The 15,814-nt window shown below is 36.5% G+C and carries 16 protein-coding genes; 11 read left to right on the forward strand and 5 right to left on the reverse strand.

Annotation, left to right across the window (positions count from 1 at the left end; genetic code table 11):
- Positions 1-159: 159 nt before the first annotated feature.
- The 4 genes from ACSHW7_RS09870 (at position 160) to ACSHW7_RS09885 (ending at position 6,474) form a co-directional block, all read left to right on the forward strand.
- On the forward strand, positions 160-5,193 hold the full coding sequence (locus ACSHW7_RS09870; protein ID WP_435679186.1) for a M36 family metallopeptidase: 5,034 nt from the start codon (positions 160-162) through the stop codon (positions 5,191-5,193).
- A 170-nt stretch (positions 5,194-5,363) separates the two neighbouring features.
- Positions 5,364-5,498: a hypothetical protein gene (locus ACSHW7_RS09875; RefSeq protein ID WP_435679187.1), complete on the forward strand. Its 135-nt coding sequence runs from the start codon at positions 5,364-5,366 to the stop codon at positions 5,496-5,498.
- Entirely contained in the window at positions 5,498-5,848 is a 351-nt protein-coding gene (locus ACSHW7_RS09880) for a DoxX family protein (protein WP_435679188.1), read from the forward strand. The genes ACSHW7_RS09875 and ACSHW7_RS09880 overlap by 1 nt, the downstream gene beginning before the upstream one ends.
- Positions 5,849-5,850: 2 nt before the next feature.
- On the forward strand, positions 5,851-6,474 hold the full coding sequence (locus tag ACSHW7_RS09885; RefSeq protein ID WP_435679189.1) for an alpha-ketoglutarate-dependent dioxygenase AlkB family protein: 624 nt from the start codon (positions 5,851-5,853) through the stop codon (positions 6,472-6,474).
- Here the strand turns inward: ACSHW7_RS09885 and ACSHW7_RS09890 are convergent.
- On the reverse strand, positions 6,400-6,846 hold the full coding sequence (locus ACSHW7_RS09890; RefSeq protein WP_435679190.1) for a hypothetical protein: 447 nt from the start codon (positions 6,844-6,846) through the stop codon (positions 6,400-6,402). The two genes, ACSHW7_RS09885 and ACSHW7_RS09890, sit on opposite strands and share 75 nt — an antisense overlap.
- Before the next feature lie 313 nt (positions 6,847-7,159).
- Positions 7,160-7,939, reverse strand: a complete 780-nt coding sequence (locus ACSHW7_RS09895; RefSeq protein WP_435679191.1) for a S1/P1 nuclease — start codon at positions 7,937-7,939, stop codon at positions 7,160-7,162.
- Between the two features lie 127 nt (positions 7,940-8,066).
- Between ACSHW7_RS09895 and ACSHW7_RS09900 the strand changes: the two genes are divergently transcribed.
- The 6 genes from ACSHW7_RS09900 to ACSHW7_RS09925 all read left to right on the forward strand — a co-directional run bounded on the left by ACSHW7_RS09900 (position 8,067) and on the right by ACSHW7_RS09925 (position 12,209).
- A complete protein-coding gene (locus tag ACSHW7_RS09900) occupies positions 8,067-8,927 on the forward strand; it encodes an SPFH domain-containing protein (RefSeq protein ID WP_435679192.1) in 861 nt (286 codons plus the stop codon).
- A gap of 20 nt (positions 8,928-8,947) precedes the next feature.
- Positions 8,948-9,115 (forward strand): DUF4177 domain-containing protein, encoded by a 168-nt coding sequence (locus ACSHW7_RS09905; RefSeq protein ID WP_435679193.1) that lies wholly within the window; start codon positions 8,948-8,950, stop codon positions 9,113-9,115.
- Positions 9,115-9,627: a hypothetical protein gene (locus ACSHW7_RS09910; RefSeq protein ID WP_435679194.1), complete on the forward strand. Its 513-nt coding sequence runs from the start codon at positions 9,115-9,117 to the stop codon at positions 9,625-9,627. The genes ACSHW7_RS09905 and ACSHW7_RS09910 overlap by 1 nt, the downstream gene beginning before the upstream one ends.
- Complete coding sequence (locus ACSHW7_RS09915; protein ID WP_435679195.1) at positions 9,611-10,948, forward strand: serine hydrolase; 1,338 nt, start codon at positions 9,611-9,613, stop codon at positions 10,946-10,948. Before ACSHW7_RS09910 ends, ACSHW7_RS09915 begins: the two co-directional genes overlap by 17 nt.
- A 3-nt stretch (positions 10,949-10,951) precedes the next feature.
- Positions 10,952-11,878 (forward strand): alpha/beta hydrolase family protein, encoded by a 927-nt coding sequence (locus ACSHW7_RS09920; RefSeq protein ID WP_435679196.1) that lies wholly within the window; start codon positions 10,952-10,954, stop codon positions 11,876-11,878.
- Positions 11,879-12,050: 172 nt separating this feature from the next.
- Positions 12,051-12,209: an Arc family DNA-binding protein gene (locus ACSHW7_RS09925; protein WP_435679197.1), complete on the forward strand. Its 159-nt coding sequence runs from the start codon at positions 12,051-12,053 to the stop codon at positions 12,207-12,209.
- Between the two features lie 68 nt (positions 12,210-12,277).
- On the opposite strand, the gene ACSHW7_RS09930 is transcribed toward ACSHW7_RS09925, so the two are convergent.
- Entirely contained in the window at positions 12,278-12,781 is a 504-nt protein-coding gene (locus ACSHW7_RS09930) for a hypothetical protein (RefSeq protein ID WP_435679198.1), read from the reverse strand.
- Between the two features lie 819 nt (positions 12,782-13,600).
- Between ACSHW7_RS09930 and ACSHW7_RS09935 the strand changes: the two genes are divergently transcribed.
- Positions 13,601-14,824 carry an MDR family MFS transporter gene (locus tag ACSHW7_RS09935; protein WP_435679199.1) on the forward strand — a complete coding sequence of 408 codons (1,224 nt, stop codon included), beginning with the start codon at positions 13,601-13,603 and terminating at the stop codon, positions 14,822-14,824.
- 219 nt (positions 14,825-15,043) lie between these two features.
- Here the strand turns inward: ACSHW7_RS09935 and ACSHW7_RS09940 are convergent, their stop codons facing one another.
- Both ACSHW7_RS09940 and ACSHW7_RS09945 read right to left on the reverse strand, forming a co-directional pair.
- The gene (locus tag ACSHW7_RS09940) at positions 15,044-15,259 is read right to left on the reverse strand and encodes a DUF1328 domain-containing protein (protein ID WP_435679200.1); all 216 of its coding nucleotides are present in this window, start codon (positions 15,257-15,259) and stop codon (positions 15,044-15,046) included.
- Between the two features lie 93 nt (positions 15,260-15,352).
- The gene (locus tag ACSHW7_RS09945; RefSeq protein WP_435679201.1) at positions 15,353-15,796 is read right to left on the reverse strand and encodes an Lrp/AsnC family transcriptional regulator; all 444 of its coding nucleotides are present in this window, start codon (positions 15,794-15,796) and stop codon (positions 15,353-15,355) included.
- Positions 15,797-15,814: the final 18 nt, after the last annotated feature.

The raw sequence follows: 15,814 nt of genomic DNA on the forward strand, positions 1-15,814 counted from the left end.
ACTATTAATCTAATAGAAACTTCAGTAATAAGATAAATGATTGCCCTTCAGCACTTTTTTTTCTATTTTAGTCGGCATTTTAAAATCAAGTGGCGTACTAGAATAGTAGTATTGCACTTTTTTTGAAAGATGTATCATAGATTCAATTAAAAAATAAAAATGAAAAAATTACTACCCCTATTGCTATGCTTGACTTTGTTACAAGTTTCAGCTCAAAAGAAAAATTCCAATCAAAAATCACAAATCAATCTAGAACAACTTGTTTCCCAAAAAGGGAATTCTCACGTTGTTACGAGCGAGCATACAAGTAGTGTAAGTGGCATTCACCATATTTATTTGAGGCAGGCAATTAACGGCTTAGAGATATATGGTACCGAATCAAGTATCCACTTAGATACTTCGGGAAAATCTATTATCACTCATAATAATTTTATGAATGATGTAAATGCTACGATTACTTCGGCGAGTGCAAGTCTTTCACCTTCTGAAGCAATCAATGCGGTTGCAAATACAATGGGATATTCGGTTGGAAGTCTTGAACAACTTTCTTTCGAAGGTGGTATCAATAAAAAAACAATTTTTGCTGGCGGCACTATTTCAGAAAGAGATATTCCAGTAAAGTTAATGTACTTCAACTCAAAAGCAACGGGAACTAGAATGATTTGGGAACTTTCCATCAAGGAAACAACAGGGTCAGAATGGTATAATTTTCATGTAGATGCTGCAACAGGAACAATTCTACACAAAGAGAACTGGACAGTTTCGTGTAATATTGATGGAGACCATGAAGCACACGACCATTCAAATAGTCACATTTCCGAAGTGAAAATTTCTGAAAAGAAAACGATGTATCCTACAAATGAAGCTACAGCGCTCGTAGGGAATTACAATGTGTACGCCATGCCTGTTGAATCTCCCAACTACGGAGGAAGAACGATGGTTGCTGACCCAGATAACGCGATTGCTTCACCTTTTGGGTGGCACGACACAAATGGAGTTGCTGGTGCCGAATTTACCATTACTAGAGGAAATAACGCACATGCTTATGAGGATGGTGATAACCCAGGATTTAGTCCTGATGGAGGTGCTGGACTTGTTTTTAATTTTCCTGTAAATGAAACCTATTCCAACGCAGACCAAAGTGAAGCAGCAGCAATCACAAATTTATTTTACTGGAACAATATTATACATGATGTTGTCTATCAATATGGATTTAACGAAGCGTCTGGTAACTTTCAAGAAAACAATTATGGCAACGGGGGTGCTGGGAGTGATTACGTTTTTGCTGAAGCACAAGATGGGTCAGGTACCTGTAACGCCAATATGGGAACACCGGGAGATGGTGGAAATCCTCAAATGCAAATGTACGTCTGCAATTCTAGAGATGGTGATTTAGATAATGGCGTAATCATACACGAGTATGCTCATGGAATATCAAACAGATTAACAGGAGGAGCTGCCGCTGCCGGTTGTTTACAGAACAACGAGCAAATGGGTGAAGGTTGGAGCGACTATTATGCATTGATGATGACCTTAGAACCTGGTGATATGGGCCCAGACGCAAGACCTATTGGAACTTGGTTAACAGGAACTGGACCCACTGGAAATAGCATTAGAACGTTTGATTACAGCACCGACTTTAACATCAATCCACATACCTACGATGATATCATGACAGAATCTATACCTCACGGAGTAGGTTCAGTATGGGCGATGATGTTATGGGAAATGACGTGGGAACTTATAGACTCTAATGGTTTTGACCCAGATATCTACAACGGTACTGGTGGAAACAACATAGCACTTACGCTTGTTACCGAAGGAATGAAATTACAACCCTGCTCTCCAGGATTTGTAGATGGAAGGGATGCTATACTTGCAGCAGACCAAGCTATTTATGGAGGTGCAAATGCCTGCGAAATTTGGGAAGCGTTTGCAAGAAGAGGTTTGGGCTTTAGCGCAATCCAAGGAAGTACTGATAGCAGAAGTGATGGAACCGAAGCTTTTGAACTTCCCCCTAGCTTTTCTAGCTTTAATACCATTGATGAAGTTTGCCTTGGAGATGGTATTCAAACCGGACTTGGTGGTGGCTCACCAGTAGGTGGAGTTTATAGTGGAACCGGAGTTACAGATGACGGAAATGGAATGACCTATACTTTTGACCCCGCAATCGCAGGTGAAGGCACGGTGACAATTAGTTATGCAACAATAGATTTTTGTACGGGAGCGCCTGGTGTTTTGACGGACGATATTGAAGTAACAGACAACCCACCCGTTCTTATCTGTAAAGGCAGTGGAACTTTAAATATGACGGGAGAAACAAGCGACAGCCCTAATTTGCCCATACTTGACTTAAATACCGTAAGTACCACTATGGAAGTAACCGATAATGTAAACATTACAGACCTAAATGTAGATTTACAAATAGCTCATACCTATGTTGAAGATATGACTATTATTCTGGAATCACCCACTGGAACTCAGGTTGTAATATTCAATGGAGGTAATGATGGATGTAGCGGAGATGATATGATGCTATTATTTGATGACGAATCTGCCAATGCATTAGGATGTAATACCGGTAATGCATTTCCAGAACCCGATTACAGACCAAGCAATCCATTAACTGCTTTTGATGGTGAAAATACACTTGGTACTTGGACAATTTTTATCCAAGATTCCTTTAATCAAGACCCTGGAATTTTAAACTCGTGGTCTCTAATATATGATTATGAATTTGTATCTGCACCGCTGGACGTGTTTCTAGACGTTACAGGAAACGCTACGGTAAACGCTGCAGACTTTTTAGAAAGTATTAGTATAGATTGTGGAACTTTTACAGTAACTGCAGGTACCCCATTGGCGCCAACTGTTTCATTTACTAACTCAGATATAGGATTAAACAATGTTGAAGTTTCAGTAACCACAGGAACAGGAAAAACTTCAACTTGTACGGCAATTGCAAATGTTATAGGTAGCCCTGGTGGTCAAAGCATTACTTGTCCAGACGATGTCACACTCGAGTGTGGCGATGATACTTCACCGGCAAATACAGGGATGGCCATGGCATTATCAGATTGTGACCCTAACCCAGTGGTAACTTTTTCAGACTCTGAAACGCCAGGATGTGGAAATACTTCTGTAATCGAAAGAACTTGGCTTACAACTGATAGCTGCGGAAACGATATTGTAAGTTGTGTTCAAACCATCACCATTGAAGATACAACACCTCCTACGGTTGATTGCCCTATGGACATGACTGTTGATACAGACCCAATGCAATGTACCGCTGTGGTAACTTTTGACTTGAACGAAGCAGATACCTGCGGAAATGTAACTGTTTCACAAATCCAAGGATTACCATCGGGCAGCGAATTTCCGATAGGAATCACAACAAACGAATTTAGCATAACTGATGACTGCGGAAATACAACAGAATGTATTTTCACAATTACTGTTGAAAACAACACACCACCTGAAGCTATCTGTCAAGATATCACAGTTCAACTTGATGCTACAGGAACAGTAACCATTGATGCAGCTGATGTAAATGGAGGAACAGGAACAGTTTGTGCAAGTGTAAATGCAACGATTGACATGGATACTTTTAACTGCTCAAACGTAGGCCCAAATAACGTAACACTTACCATAACAGATGCCGACGGAAATGAAGCAAGTTGTGTCGCTGTCGTTACTGTAGAAGATACAGTTTTACCCGATGCAGTTTGCCAAAATATAACAGTACAATTAGACGAAACAGGAACTGCAACAATTCAAGCTACAGATGTTGATGGAGGAAGTTTTGATGCCTGCGGAATTGCTTCTTCAGAAATAGATATTGATACTTTTGACTGTACCAATATAGGAGTCAACCAAGTAACTTTAATCATCACAGACGAAAACGGAAACACCAACAGCTGTGTTGCCGAAGTTACCGTAGAAGACACTTTAGCCCCAACAGCAAATTGCCAAGAAATAACCGTTCAATTAGATGCTATTGGAATGGTAACAATTTTACCAACAGACGTCGATAACGGAAGTACTGACAACTGTACCATCGCAGAGTATCAATTGGATGTCGATACTTTTGATTGTTCGAATATCGGTACTAATGAAGTAACACTAACCGTAATCGATGAAAGCGGAAATGAGTCCGCTTGCACCACGATTGTTACTGTGGAAGATACAGTTGCGCCAACAGCTGTTTGTAACAACATTACTGTTACGCTAGATGAAGATGGAATCGCGATGATAGATGTTTCAGATATCGATGGAGGAAGTACAGATAATTGTACTGTTATTTCTACTGAAATTGACATTGAACAATTTGATTGTTCAAACATAGGAACCAATGATGTTACATTAACCGTAATCGACCAAGATGGAAACGAATCTACTTGCGTAGCAACCGTTACCGTTGAAGAAGGCATCTTCCCTCCTAACGCGGTTTGCCAAAACGTAACCGTAACATTGATGCAAGATGGAACTGCTACGGTTTTACCAACTGCGTTTGATGGAGGTTCATCTGGAATTCGTTGTTTCGATGGATTGAGTATTGATAGAGATAGTTTTGATTGTGATGACATAGGAACGCCAATCCAAATCACCTTTACAGTTACCAATGCTGCTGGAGATACCGATAGCTGTATAGCGTTTGTAAATGTAGTTGATGGATTAGCGCCTACAGTAGTTTGTCCAGAAGACCAAACAGTAGTGTCAACCGGTCCTTACGAATTACCAGATTATATTGCGACAGGAGAAGCTGTTGCAACAGATAACTGTACAATTCCCGTAACAGTGTATGAGCAAGACCCTGCTCCAGGAACATTCCTCGAGCAAGGAGATCATGTAATCGAAATCACCGTGGAGGATAATAACGGTTTTGAAGCAACATGTAGCTTTGTACTTACCGTGGATGATACTTTAGGAACACAATCGCCAGCAATTGCGTTGATTACAGTAACGTTGTTCCCCAACCCGGCAAATAATGTTATCAATATTTCAAACCCTCAAAACATAAATCTTGAGCGATTAGGTATTTATGATATTACAGGTAGACTTGTACAAACAGAGAATTTAAAATCGGCTGGAGATACTGCTTCATTTAATATTTCAGCATTACAAAGCGCAACATATATGGTGGTAATTGAAAGTGAATTTGGTCAAACCGTAAAACAATTGATTAAGGAATAATCATAATCTTTTAAAACTAAAACCGCCAATAGCAAATGTTATTGGCGGTTTTTTATTTTCTATTCCTTACTTTTAGATTTTAAAATTTCGCAATGAAATAAATACTCATAGTACTCATATTAAGCAGTTTTATTTTCTCGAACTGTCGCTCCAAAAAAGCAGAAGAAAAAATGATTCCAGTAGAAGCAGATGGCGGTATAGGTGATGGAGCCGAACCTTTGGACTCTTTGCTTAAATACCAAACGCCACCGGTTATTTCAAAAGAAAACAGAGACACGTTACTCATCAAAACAGATTCTATATAATGTTACCTTGGCATCAATATCTTTTTGGCTTAATTTTTATCATAGCCGGCGCAAATCATTTTAGAACCCCAAAAATATATGAGCGCATTATGCCTCCATATATTCCGCAGCGCAAATTAATGGTTCTGTTGAGTGGCATAGCCGAAATGCTAGCCGGATTTCTAATTTTAAACCCCAGTACACAACACGTAGGAGCTTGGGGAATCATTCTCATGTTGATTGTTTTTTTGACGGTACATTTTTATATGCTTCAAAATGAAAAGGCATCGATGAAATTACCAAAATGGCTTTTGATTTTGAGAATTCCGCTTCAGTTTGGATTGATTTTTTGGGCGTATCAATATATTTAAAAATGGATTTATTTACTTCGGAAGAAAGCACCACACCTCTAAGATTACCGATGAAAGACGCTGAAGTTTGGTATTACCCAAATTTCTATTCCGAAGAAATTGCAACTACATTTCAGAATAAAATAATGACCGAAACCCATTGGCAAGAAGATGACATTACTGTTTTTGGGAAGACGTACAAGCAGCCCAGGTTGACAGCACTATATGGTGATGAGGAGAAGCCTTACAAATATTCAAACATCACAATGTACCCAAATAAATTTACGCCAGTATTGGAGAAAATTAAAAGGGATATCGAAAAAATTAGTGGGGAAAGATTTACCAGCGTATTGCTCAATTTATACCGTGATGGTAGTGATAGCAATGGATGGCATAGTGACGACGAAAAGGAGCTGGGGAAACACCCCTTCATCGCATCTTTAAGTTTTGGAGCGAAAAGAACGTTTCATTTTAGGCATAAACATGATAAAAATGAGCGCTTTAAAATAGATTTAAAGCATGGTAGTTTATTATTAATGGGAGGCACTACCCAGGCCTTTTGGCAACATCAACTACCAAAATCTAAAAAATTGATACTTCCAAGAATCAACCTTACTTTTAGGGAAATCCAACAATCTATCATCTAAAATACTGGGTCGATATGCTTTAAAAATATACAGCAATGCACTCACAATTATAATATGGTACATAAGTGGTAAAAAATTGACACCACTAATCACTATAAATAATAGAATTACCATTGAAAGTATTCCTGCAATAACAGCAGATGTTTTTACGTGTATCTTCATAAACAATAAGGCTCCCGCTAAAAATTCTAAAAATGGAAATATTGTGGCAGCAATTATCAAAACATCCTTGTTTCCAAAAAATTCTGGAAATTCGTTTGTCACAAAATCTACATGACTTGTAATTGTTGCTACACTATATAATGCGTGTAAAACAATTGCCAGACCTGTAAGTTTACGAACGATAAAAAATGTGTTTTTCAAAATTGCCATCAATACAATAAATTCATTTTTGCTTAATAATATATTTTCTAAACCGAGATTTGAAACGAAATAATCTCAATTAACTTGGACAAAGATATTCTAGCACAACGAACTATATGTTAATGATTTAACAATATAAATAAGGATGACGTAGGTTTTCGACAGAATACAAAAATACCAATAAAGAATACCGATAAAATGCACAGCTTTCTGTGTACACTTTTTTCAGAAATTATAAAAATTGAAAAAGTGAGGGGGTAGCCGAGTCTTAAAAACAGCTACATTGTAGAAGAACAAAAAAAAAATAGTAAGCTTTGTAAAATTACTCAAAGATTTCATTGAGCATTTTGGCCAATCTAAGTCCGCTTTTATGTAATTGCGTTCTGGCAACGTTTGTATACCTGTACATATACTCATACCCTAGTTTTTCTCCTATTTCGGTATTTGCATAAATATCTTCGCAAAGTGCTCTGCTTTCGTACATCCAATCTGTAACCGAGCCTCCCTCCCATTCTCTCATTTTTTCTAGAGATATATCTTCCTTATTCTGGGTAAGTTCGGTGTACGACATTTCGTAGCTTTCAAGTAATTTTGTATCCCATACGGTATGCAAGTTTGTTCCTTCGCCAAACCATCTTACTTGAAAATCATTTCCGCCTTTATCTTCGGCAAGACCAACGTGCAACGGCATGTGTAAATCCCCAACAAAATGTACAAGCATTCTTAAATTAAAGGCCTTATCCTCTTTTGAGGATTCGGGGTTTTTTAATACCGTAATACACGTATCAATCGCTTGAATAATGTCACCATATTTATTTTTTTCTGAAGTTTCATACTTTGCACCAAAAGGAAAACTCACATAGTGCCAAGAGCTATAATTCTTCATTGTTTTATCGCTACGAATCTCATCGGCATAGGTTGATACAAAGGCCAGCGATTCTCCATTCAACAAATCATCGATTGCTCTGGATGCTTTTTTAGATAGATATTCAGTAGCAATTTCTCCGGTCACACGATGCCCCGTTCTACCCCAGTCATCATTGGCAAATGCGGTATTAAAACAAATTATTAAAGCCGAAAAGAGTAACAAAAAAGATTTCATAGACACAAATTTTAAACAAAGATACCATTCCTATTTGAGTTGCATTTGTAAAAACATTTGGAAATTTCAGAAAAAATATATTATATTTGTTTAATATCATTTTAATATCACTTTAAATCAACCAACCATGTCAAACGAAAAAACAATAACACCGGCGAGCGGTTATATGATGCTCTTTCTATTTTTAATTTTATTCTTTGGAAGCATCGCTGCCATTGTGATGTTCAGACATCCATTATTTGGTTTAGGAATTCTAGCAGCGCTTATTATGTTACCAGGATTTGTAATGGTAAACCCAAACGGTTCAAGAGTGCTTTTGCTCTTCGGAAAATACATAGGCACGATTAGAGAAAACGGATTGTATTGGGTCAATCCCTTTTACACCAAGACTAAAATGTCCCTACGTGCTCGCAACTTTGATAGCGAACGTTTAAAAGTGAACGATAAAATGGGAAACCCCATTATTATTAGTACGATTCTAGTTTGGCGCGTGAGCGACACACACAAAGCAGCTTTTGATGTTGACAATTATGAAAACTTTGTACGTATTCAAACCGATGCTGCCGTGAGAGAATTGGCGAGCAAATATCCCTACGACAATTTTGCCGATGAAGGCCTCGACGAAGACATCACCCTACGATCAAGCATGGGAGAAGTAAACGAAGCACTTGAAAAAGAACTCGAAGAACGTCTTGCAATTGCTGGAATTGAAGTGCTCGAATCTAGAATTGGCTACCTCGCATACGCAAACGAAATTGCAAGTGCGATGCTCAAACGTCAACAAGCAACTGCCATCGTTGCTGCACGACATAAAATTGTGGAAGGTGCCGTAAGTATGGTTGAAATGGCGTTAAACGAATTGAGCAAAAAAAATGTAGTCGACCTCGACGAAGAACGTAAAGCCGCAATGGTAAGCAACTTAATGGTTATTTTATGTGGCGATAAAGATGCGTCACCTATAGTAAATGCAGGAACGCTCAATCACTAATTAAAAAAAGCACAACTCTTATGAAAGAATATAAAGTTATAAAGACAGACGTCACTTGGAAAGATAATATTCAAAACTTTGAAGATTTGCTCAACACCTATGCAAGGCAGGGTTGGGAAGTCAAAGATGTTGAACTCGTAGGTGGCTCTTCCAGTCATTACGTCGCTATTTTAGAAAAACAAAAATAATGAGAGCATTTAACGAAGAACAGAAATTTAGACAGTGGTGGCTCATTGCTATTGCCGTAGTCACTTTTGGGTTTATTATCTACTCAACGGTATCAGATTTAAGTGAATTTCAAAAAAGTTCCTCCACACTACTTAGTTTAATATTAACAAACGTTATTGCGCTAGCTGTTCTTTTTTTAATATTCTTTCTTTCCCTTAACACCGAAATAAATGAAAAAGGCATATCGTACGGTTTTTGGCCGTTTCAGTTAAAATTGAAATATATTCCTTGGTCCGAAATTTCTAAAATATACGTTCGTCAATACAGACCCATTGCCGAATATGGCGGTTGGGGATATCGTTTTTCCAAAGGAAAACATGGCAAAGCGTATAATGTTAGTGGCTCGACAGGAATTCAAATTATTTTCAAAAATGGAAAAAAAACCTTAATCGGAACTCAAAAAAAGAATGAAGTGGAAAGCGTTCTCAAAACATACCAACACAAATTGCACAGCAATGAAAACACTCATTAAATACTCGATAGCTTTAAGCTTATTTATTGTTTGTGCTATTTGCAACGCACAAATTACTCCCGAAGCTAAACAAGAAATCGACGCTCGTATTGCTTCTGGCAACCATCCTTCCATTTCTGTTGGAATGTATAGAAATGGAGCAACCTATTTCTATTATAGCGGCTATCGCGACATAGAAAATAAATTAAAGGCAGATGAAAATACCTTTTATGAAATAGGCTCTATTACTAAAACTTACGTCGCTCTCCTACTCGCAAAAATGGAAAATGAAGGGCTTTTGAACGTTAACGACCCAGTCCAAAAGTATATTCCAGACACATTAAAATTGAGCGACAAAGAGGGAAACCCGATTCTTTTCAAGCATCTCGCCACGCATACTTCAGGATTATTGAGAATGCCTTTTGGCTACAATCCGCCAGACCTCAAAAATCCTTTTAAAGGATATTACAGAAAGGATATGTTCCTACAGCTTAAAAATTTTGGACCCGTGAACGTAGGCTCAAAATACAGCTATTCAAACCTTGGCGTAGCATTATTGGGTGAGACCTTGGCAATAATAAAAGACGATACGTTTGAAAATATTCTCACTTCGGAAATATTAAAACCATTGAACCTCAACGAAACTTTTATCAACTTACCTGAATCCAAAAGGAATCATTATGCACTTGCTTATGCTGATAAAAAATTAACACCACAATGGGATTTTGATGTAATGGCACCCGCTGGAGCATTGAAAGCGACCCTTCCAGATTTACTAAAATATGGGGTTTCTTATCTTCAAAAAAATGGAATTTCAGCAGCGCAACAAAAAGTTATGCAAACCTATTATGAGGCAGAGGGGTCACAAACAATGGGGCTTGGTTGGATAAAAGATGGAGAACAGCTCGTTCACGGTGGACGTACTTTTGGTTTTACAAGCTACATCATTATCGACCCAGAAACAGAAACTGTAATAGCAATTGCAACGAATACTGGAGATAGAAATGTTTCTGACATTGCGAATTATATTCTCAATCCAGTGAAAAATAAATTATTTGATGCAAGTGAGGATGAAGCTGAAATTTCCGCAGAAAAACTTCAAAGATATTTGGGCACGTACGTGAACAAAACCTATGACATGACCTTTATTGTTACCGAAAAAGACGGTACACTCTTTGTAAAACTGAACAATCAGAACGCACTCGCCGCACAATACGTGGGGGAAAATGCGTTTATGAATAAAGAGGTAAAGGCAAAGATCCAATTTGGGTTAGAGAACAACGACGTGACTACGTTAACGCTAGTTCAAAACGGTAACAACATCCTTTGCAATAAACAATAAACTATGAAAAAGATTGCATTTTTAATATTGTTGAACACACTGTTCATTCAAGCGCAGACCATCAAAGAAGATGCTCGCGACATCTCTGTTTCACCATTAATTGATGGAACTATTTTGACACCAAAAAGTGAAGAGAAAATTCCGTTGGTTATTATCATTGGCGGTTCTGGACCTACGGACCGAAATGGCAACCAACAAATGATGGAAAACAATTCACTACGCTTTCTTGCGGAGGGGTTGTATAAAAACAACATTGCAAGTTTTAGATATGACAAACGTATCGTGAAACAAATGAAAAATAAAACTATTAGCGAAGAAAGCACTAGGTTTGATTATTTTATTAAAGATGCTGTTGATGTTTTCAATTATTTTAAAAAAGCAGATGCGTTTTCAAAAATTTACATTCTTGGGCATAGCCAAGGATCACTTGTTGGGATGGTGGCTGCGCAACAGGGAGCAGATGGATTTATTTCAATCGCGGGTGCAGGTCAACCTATTGATGAAGTGATTGTAGATCAATTACAAAATCAAGCGCCAGGATTGACAGAAAATGCCAGAACAGCCTTTGCCGAAATGAAACAAAATGGAACCACCTCAAACTACAGTCCAGGTCTCGCCTCCATTTTTAGACCTTCCATCCAACCGTTTATCAATAGCTGGATGAAGTATAATCCTCAAGAAGAAATTTCAAAATTGAATGTTCCAGTTTTTATCATCAATGGCGACAAAGATTTACAAGTACAGGTAAGTGAGGCGGCGCAATTGCAAGAAGCTAAACTTGACGCTCAATTTTTAATCGTGCCCAAAATGAACCATGTCCTCAAAGAAATTGAAGGCAACGATATGGAAAATCAAAAATCATATAATGATTATAAAATGCCAGTAGCTCCTGCATTAATTGAAGAAATTGTGCGCTTTATTGAAGAATAATTTAATAGTAAAATAGATAGATATGCTTGGACATTGGTTATTAAAAAAGGGCTCTTATAGAGTATTAATACTACTTGTAATTATTTCTATATTGAGTATATGCATTGGTGTAACACTATTTATTACACAAACAATTTAAGATAAACATAAAAGCCAAAAGTAAATTTTAAGGATGGCAAAAAAGAAAGCATTTGCATTACGAGTTAACGAAGACATGATGAAAGCCATTGAAAAATGGGCTCAAGACGAGTTCCGTTCTACCAATGGACAGATTGAATGGATGCTCAATGAAATGCTGAAAAAGAACGGCAGAGAACCTATGAAAAAATAAAACACTACTATTTCAGCAAAGCGGAAATTTTAAAAACCTATTAAATTCAGTTCAATTTTGTAGAAAGTTTATTTAAAGCATTTGTCAGTGTACTTTTTAGTTCTTTTTATAGCCAATAGCTGGTTTAGAAATATTTCACCCACAATTTCTTCGAATTGTTTTTCGGTAAAAACTTTTGAAACTTTTCCATTGAATTTATAGGGTAAAAATCCAATAGACTCAAAATCCGAATCATCTTTTGTATGTATAAAATCATAGTAATTATAGTCAATATAGCCATCTGAGATGTTGAATTGGTATTTGAATTCGACGGTTCCCGCGGACGTTTCTCCAGAATTAATATAATAAGAGTATTGCCATTTACCTTTTACAAAGCACATTTTCGAGTTTTCGTCTTTAGTTCTTGAATAATCCACTACCCCTATTGTAGTTGGTGAGTTCAGTATACAATTCAAGATTTCATTTTTTGATGCTATATTTGAATCTAGTTCAATTCTTCCATTGCATATAATGAATAATGAAGCCATTTTTATCTGCAGAGATATTAACTTTATTAAGTTCTTCTCTCTCATCAAATTTGTTTACATCCGAGATGTGAATTAAATGACTTGCTAAATATAACTTGTCGTGATATTTGATGAGAAAAAATGTAAAATGTTTATAGGTATCATGGTCAATTGCCGTATACAGGTATAATATGGAAATCTTCAAGAATACCTTTTACTTCAACAATTTCATAGTCTAAATCGTCTAGATTCAAATTAAAAATATCCTTTTAGTTGTTAAATTAAAGAAGCTCATCATGTACTCGATATCAATTAATTCTTGATAATTAGCATGGACATTATCGATAAGCTGATTCAATTCACTTTCATTCAATGTAGATTCCGAATTTTTTTTCAGTTTTTCAATTATGGATTTTTTTGGTACTATTAGTGATTTGTATAGAATTGAATCATTTTTTACAATTGCCTTACCCAGTTGATCTCCAAAAATCTGTATATCTATGGTTTGGGAAAACAAACTGGAAATGGAACTAAGTATTGAAATCGTAAATATTAAAATTATCTTCATTCTTGTTCTTAAATTTGCTACAACACGTTACAAAATGTAATTTATACATTTTATTATAAGGTAAAATCAACCTAGTATCAACAGTTTATTATGCGTGTTTATAGGAATTTATATTATAAAAATCACTAAGTTTACTCTAAAAAATAAAAACAATGAAACGCAATACAAACATTTGTATTCTAAAAATAGTGTATTTCCATGGACATCAACACTGGGATTTTGCGTATTGCCAATTATAGAATAAGATAATCCAATATAAAAGCGTCTCAGTATTTACTGAGACGCTTTATTTTTATGTACCAACTCATTAACCAAAAATGAAAAAATTTTATCGCAATTATATAGACAATTTTGCTGGGCTCTCCAGGGAAATCTGGTTGCTCTCTTTGGTAACATTTATCAATCGTGCTGGCGCGATGGTGATTCCGTTTTTATCATTGTATTTGGTCAGTGAAAAAGGTTTTACATTACCAGAGGTGGGTTTGATTATGACCTGTTTTGGCATCGGTTCTTTTACTGGCACTTGGATTGGCGGGAGATTGACAGATAGTATTGGTTTTTACAAAGTTATAACGGGCAGTTTATTTTTTGGTGGTATCGGGTTTTATCTGCTCCAATACATTGAAACTTTTTATGGCTTTTGTATTGGGATATTTTCACTTATTCTAGTAGCAGACGCCTACCGTCCAGCTATTTTTGTCGCCAGCGATGTATATAGCAAAGAAGGAAACAAGACTCGAAGTATTGCGTTGATACGCCTAGCGATAAATTTAGGTTTCTCAATAGGTCCTGTTATTGGCGGTTTGATAATCGCTAATATAAGCTATACCTCACTTTTTTGGATTGATGGAATTACGTGCGCAGCTGCAGCAGGTTTACTGTTCGTTTTATTGAAGCCTAAAAAAGTAATCAGTGATGAACCAACAGTAGCTGTAACAAAAGAAGGACTTGCACCTTATCGCAATTCATATTTCATTCTGTTTTTTGTGATAATGGTGTTGACGAGCATTACGTTTGTGCAATACTTTAGCGTGATGCCACTCTACTATGCGCAGAATCATTTATTGAGCGAAGATACCATTGGCTGGCTCATGTTTTTAAATGGTGCCACCATCGTTATTTTTGAAATGCCACTCGTTACTTGGCTAGAACGGATAAAAATTTCGAAAACGATGGCGACTTTTTGGGGCGGGGTATTTATAGCACTAAGTTTTCTGGTTGTCAATATTTCTAGTTGGAGTGGTGTACTTGTTATTGGAATGATTTTAATGACCATAGGCGAAATGGTAGGTTCTCCATTTTCAAGTGCGTTGGCTTTAGAAATGGCACCCAAAGGCAGAAAAGGCAGCTATATGGGCTTATACAGTATGAGTTTTTCAATCTCGCACATGATAGGCCACAATGGCGGTATGAATCTAGCAAATACGTTTGGGTTCGACATTACATGGTATGTTATGGCTGCGATGCTAGTGGTTGTGTCTATATTGACCTTATGGTTGTATCGATTGCTTAAAAACTCACCTAAATTTAATACGTGGTGACAAAGATGCTTTTTAGTTGAAGTTACCAGAATTGGAATTGTAAGCCAAAAAACATATCGCTATTATATCCTTCTGTCTGTTAATGTTTGGCTGCGGTAATGTTCTTTTAAAAGATATATATTTTAAAAAATTGAAATTTCAGCAAAAAAAAGCCCATCCTGTAAAGATGGGCTTATTATTTATTCGAACCTCAAAAAGGTGAACCTAAATCGTTTACAATTAATTATTTTTTACTCTATTTCTTAATTTTCTGAAACGTAATTTTCGCATATTTTTAGAAATTAAAACTGAATCCAAACACGAAATCAGCAATCCAATTGCAGAAACTAAAAAGATAAATCTTACAACCGATGCTCCAGTAAATTCAAGACCAGTAAAACCCAATATTCCAGTAATTAATGTTACGATTAAAAATTGTGAAGTATAGTTTTTCATGATGTTGTATTTTAAATTCAAAGTAAAGATACATCCACAATTTTGATAAATTTATTAACGCATTACCAATTGTATATTTTTTAACAATTCTAACTATTTGAGCTTGGCAATGCTCCTGTGAGCCACAACGTGCGAGAGTACAATTTGTGTCTTCGTTTCGCCATAAACAATGAGTTGGTCGATAAAATTTTCCAGATGATTTTGATTCTTTAATATCACTTCCATTACAATATTTTCATTACCTGTAATCCTATAGCAGTTGAGTACTTCTTCGTAGGTTTTTACTTTTTCAAGAAAGGGTTTCAACTTCCCCATAAAAGCACGCAATGTAATGATTGCTTTAAGTTGATATTCGGCTTTAAAAGGAGAAACTACAGTTTTATATCCGGTAATAAGTCCAGCGTCCTCCATTTTTCTAATACGCTCTCCCACCGCCGGTGAGCTGATACCCACTTGCCTGCCTATTTGAGCATTAGACTGCCTTGCATTTATTTGAAGCGCATCCAAAATCTTCCAATTAATACTATCTATTTTCATTTTACTGAAATTTTAATT

This window comes from Patiriisocius sp., from assembly GCF_051252435.1.
In the GTDB taxonomy this organism is placed as follows: domain Bacteria; phylum Bacteroidota; class Bacteroidia; order Flavobacteriales; family Flavobacteriaceae; genus Patiriisocius.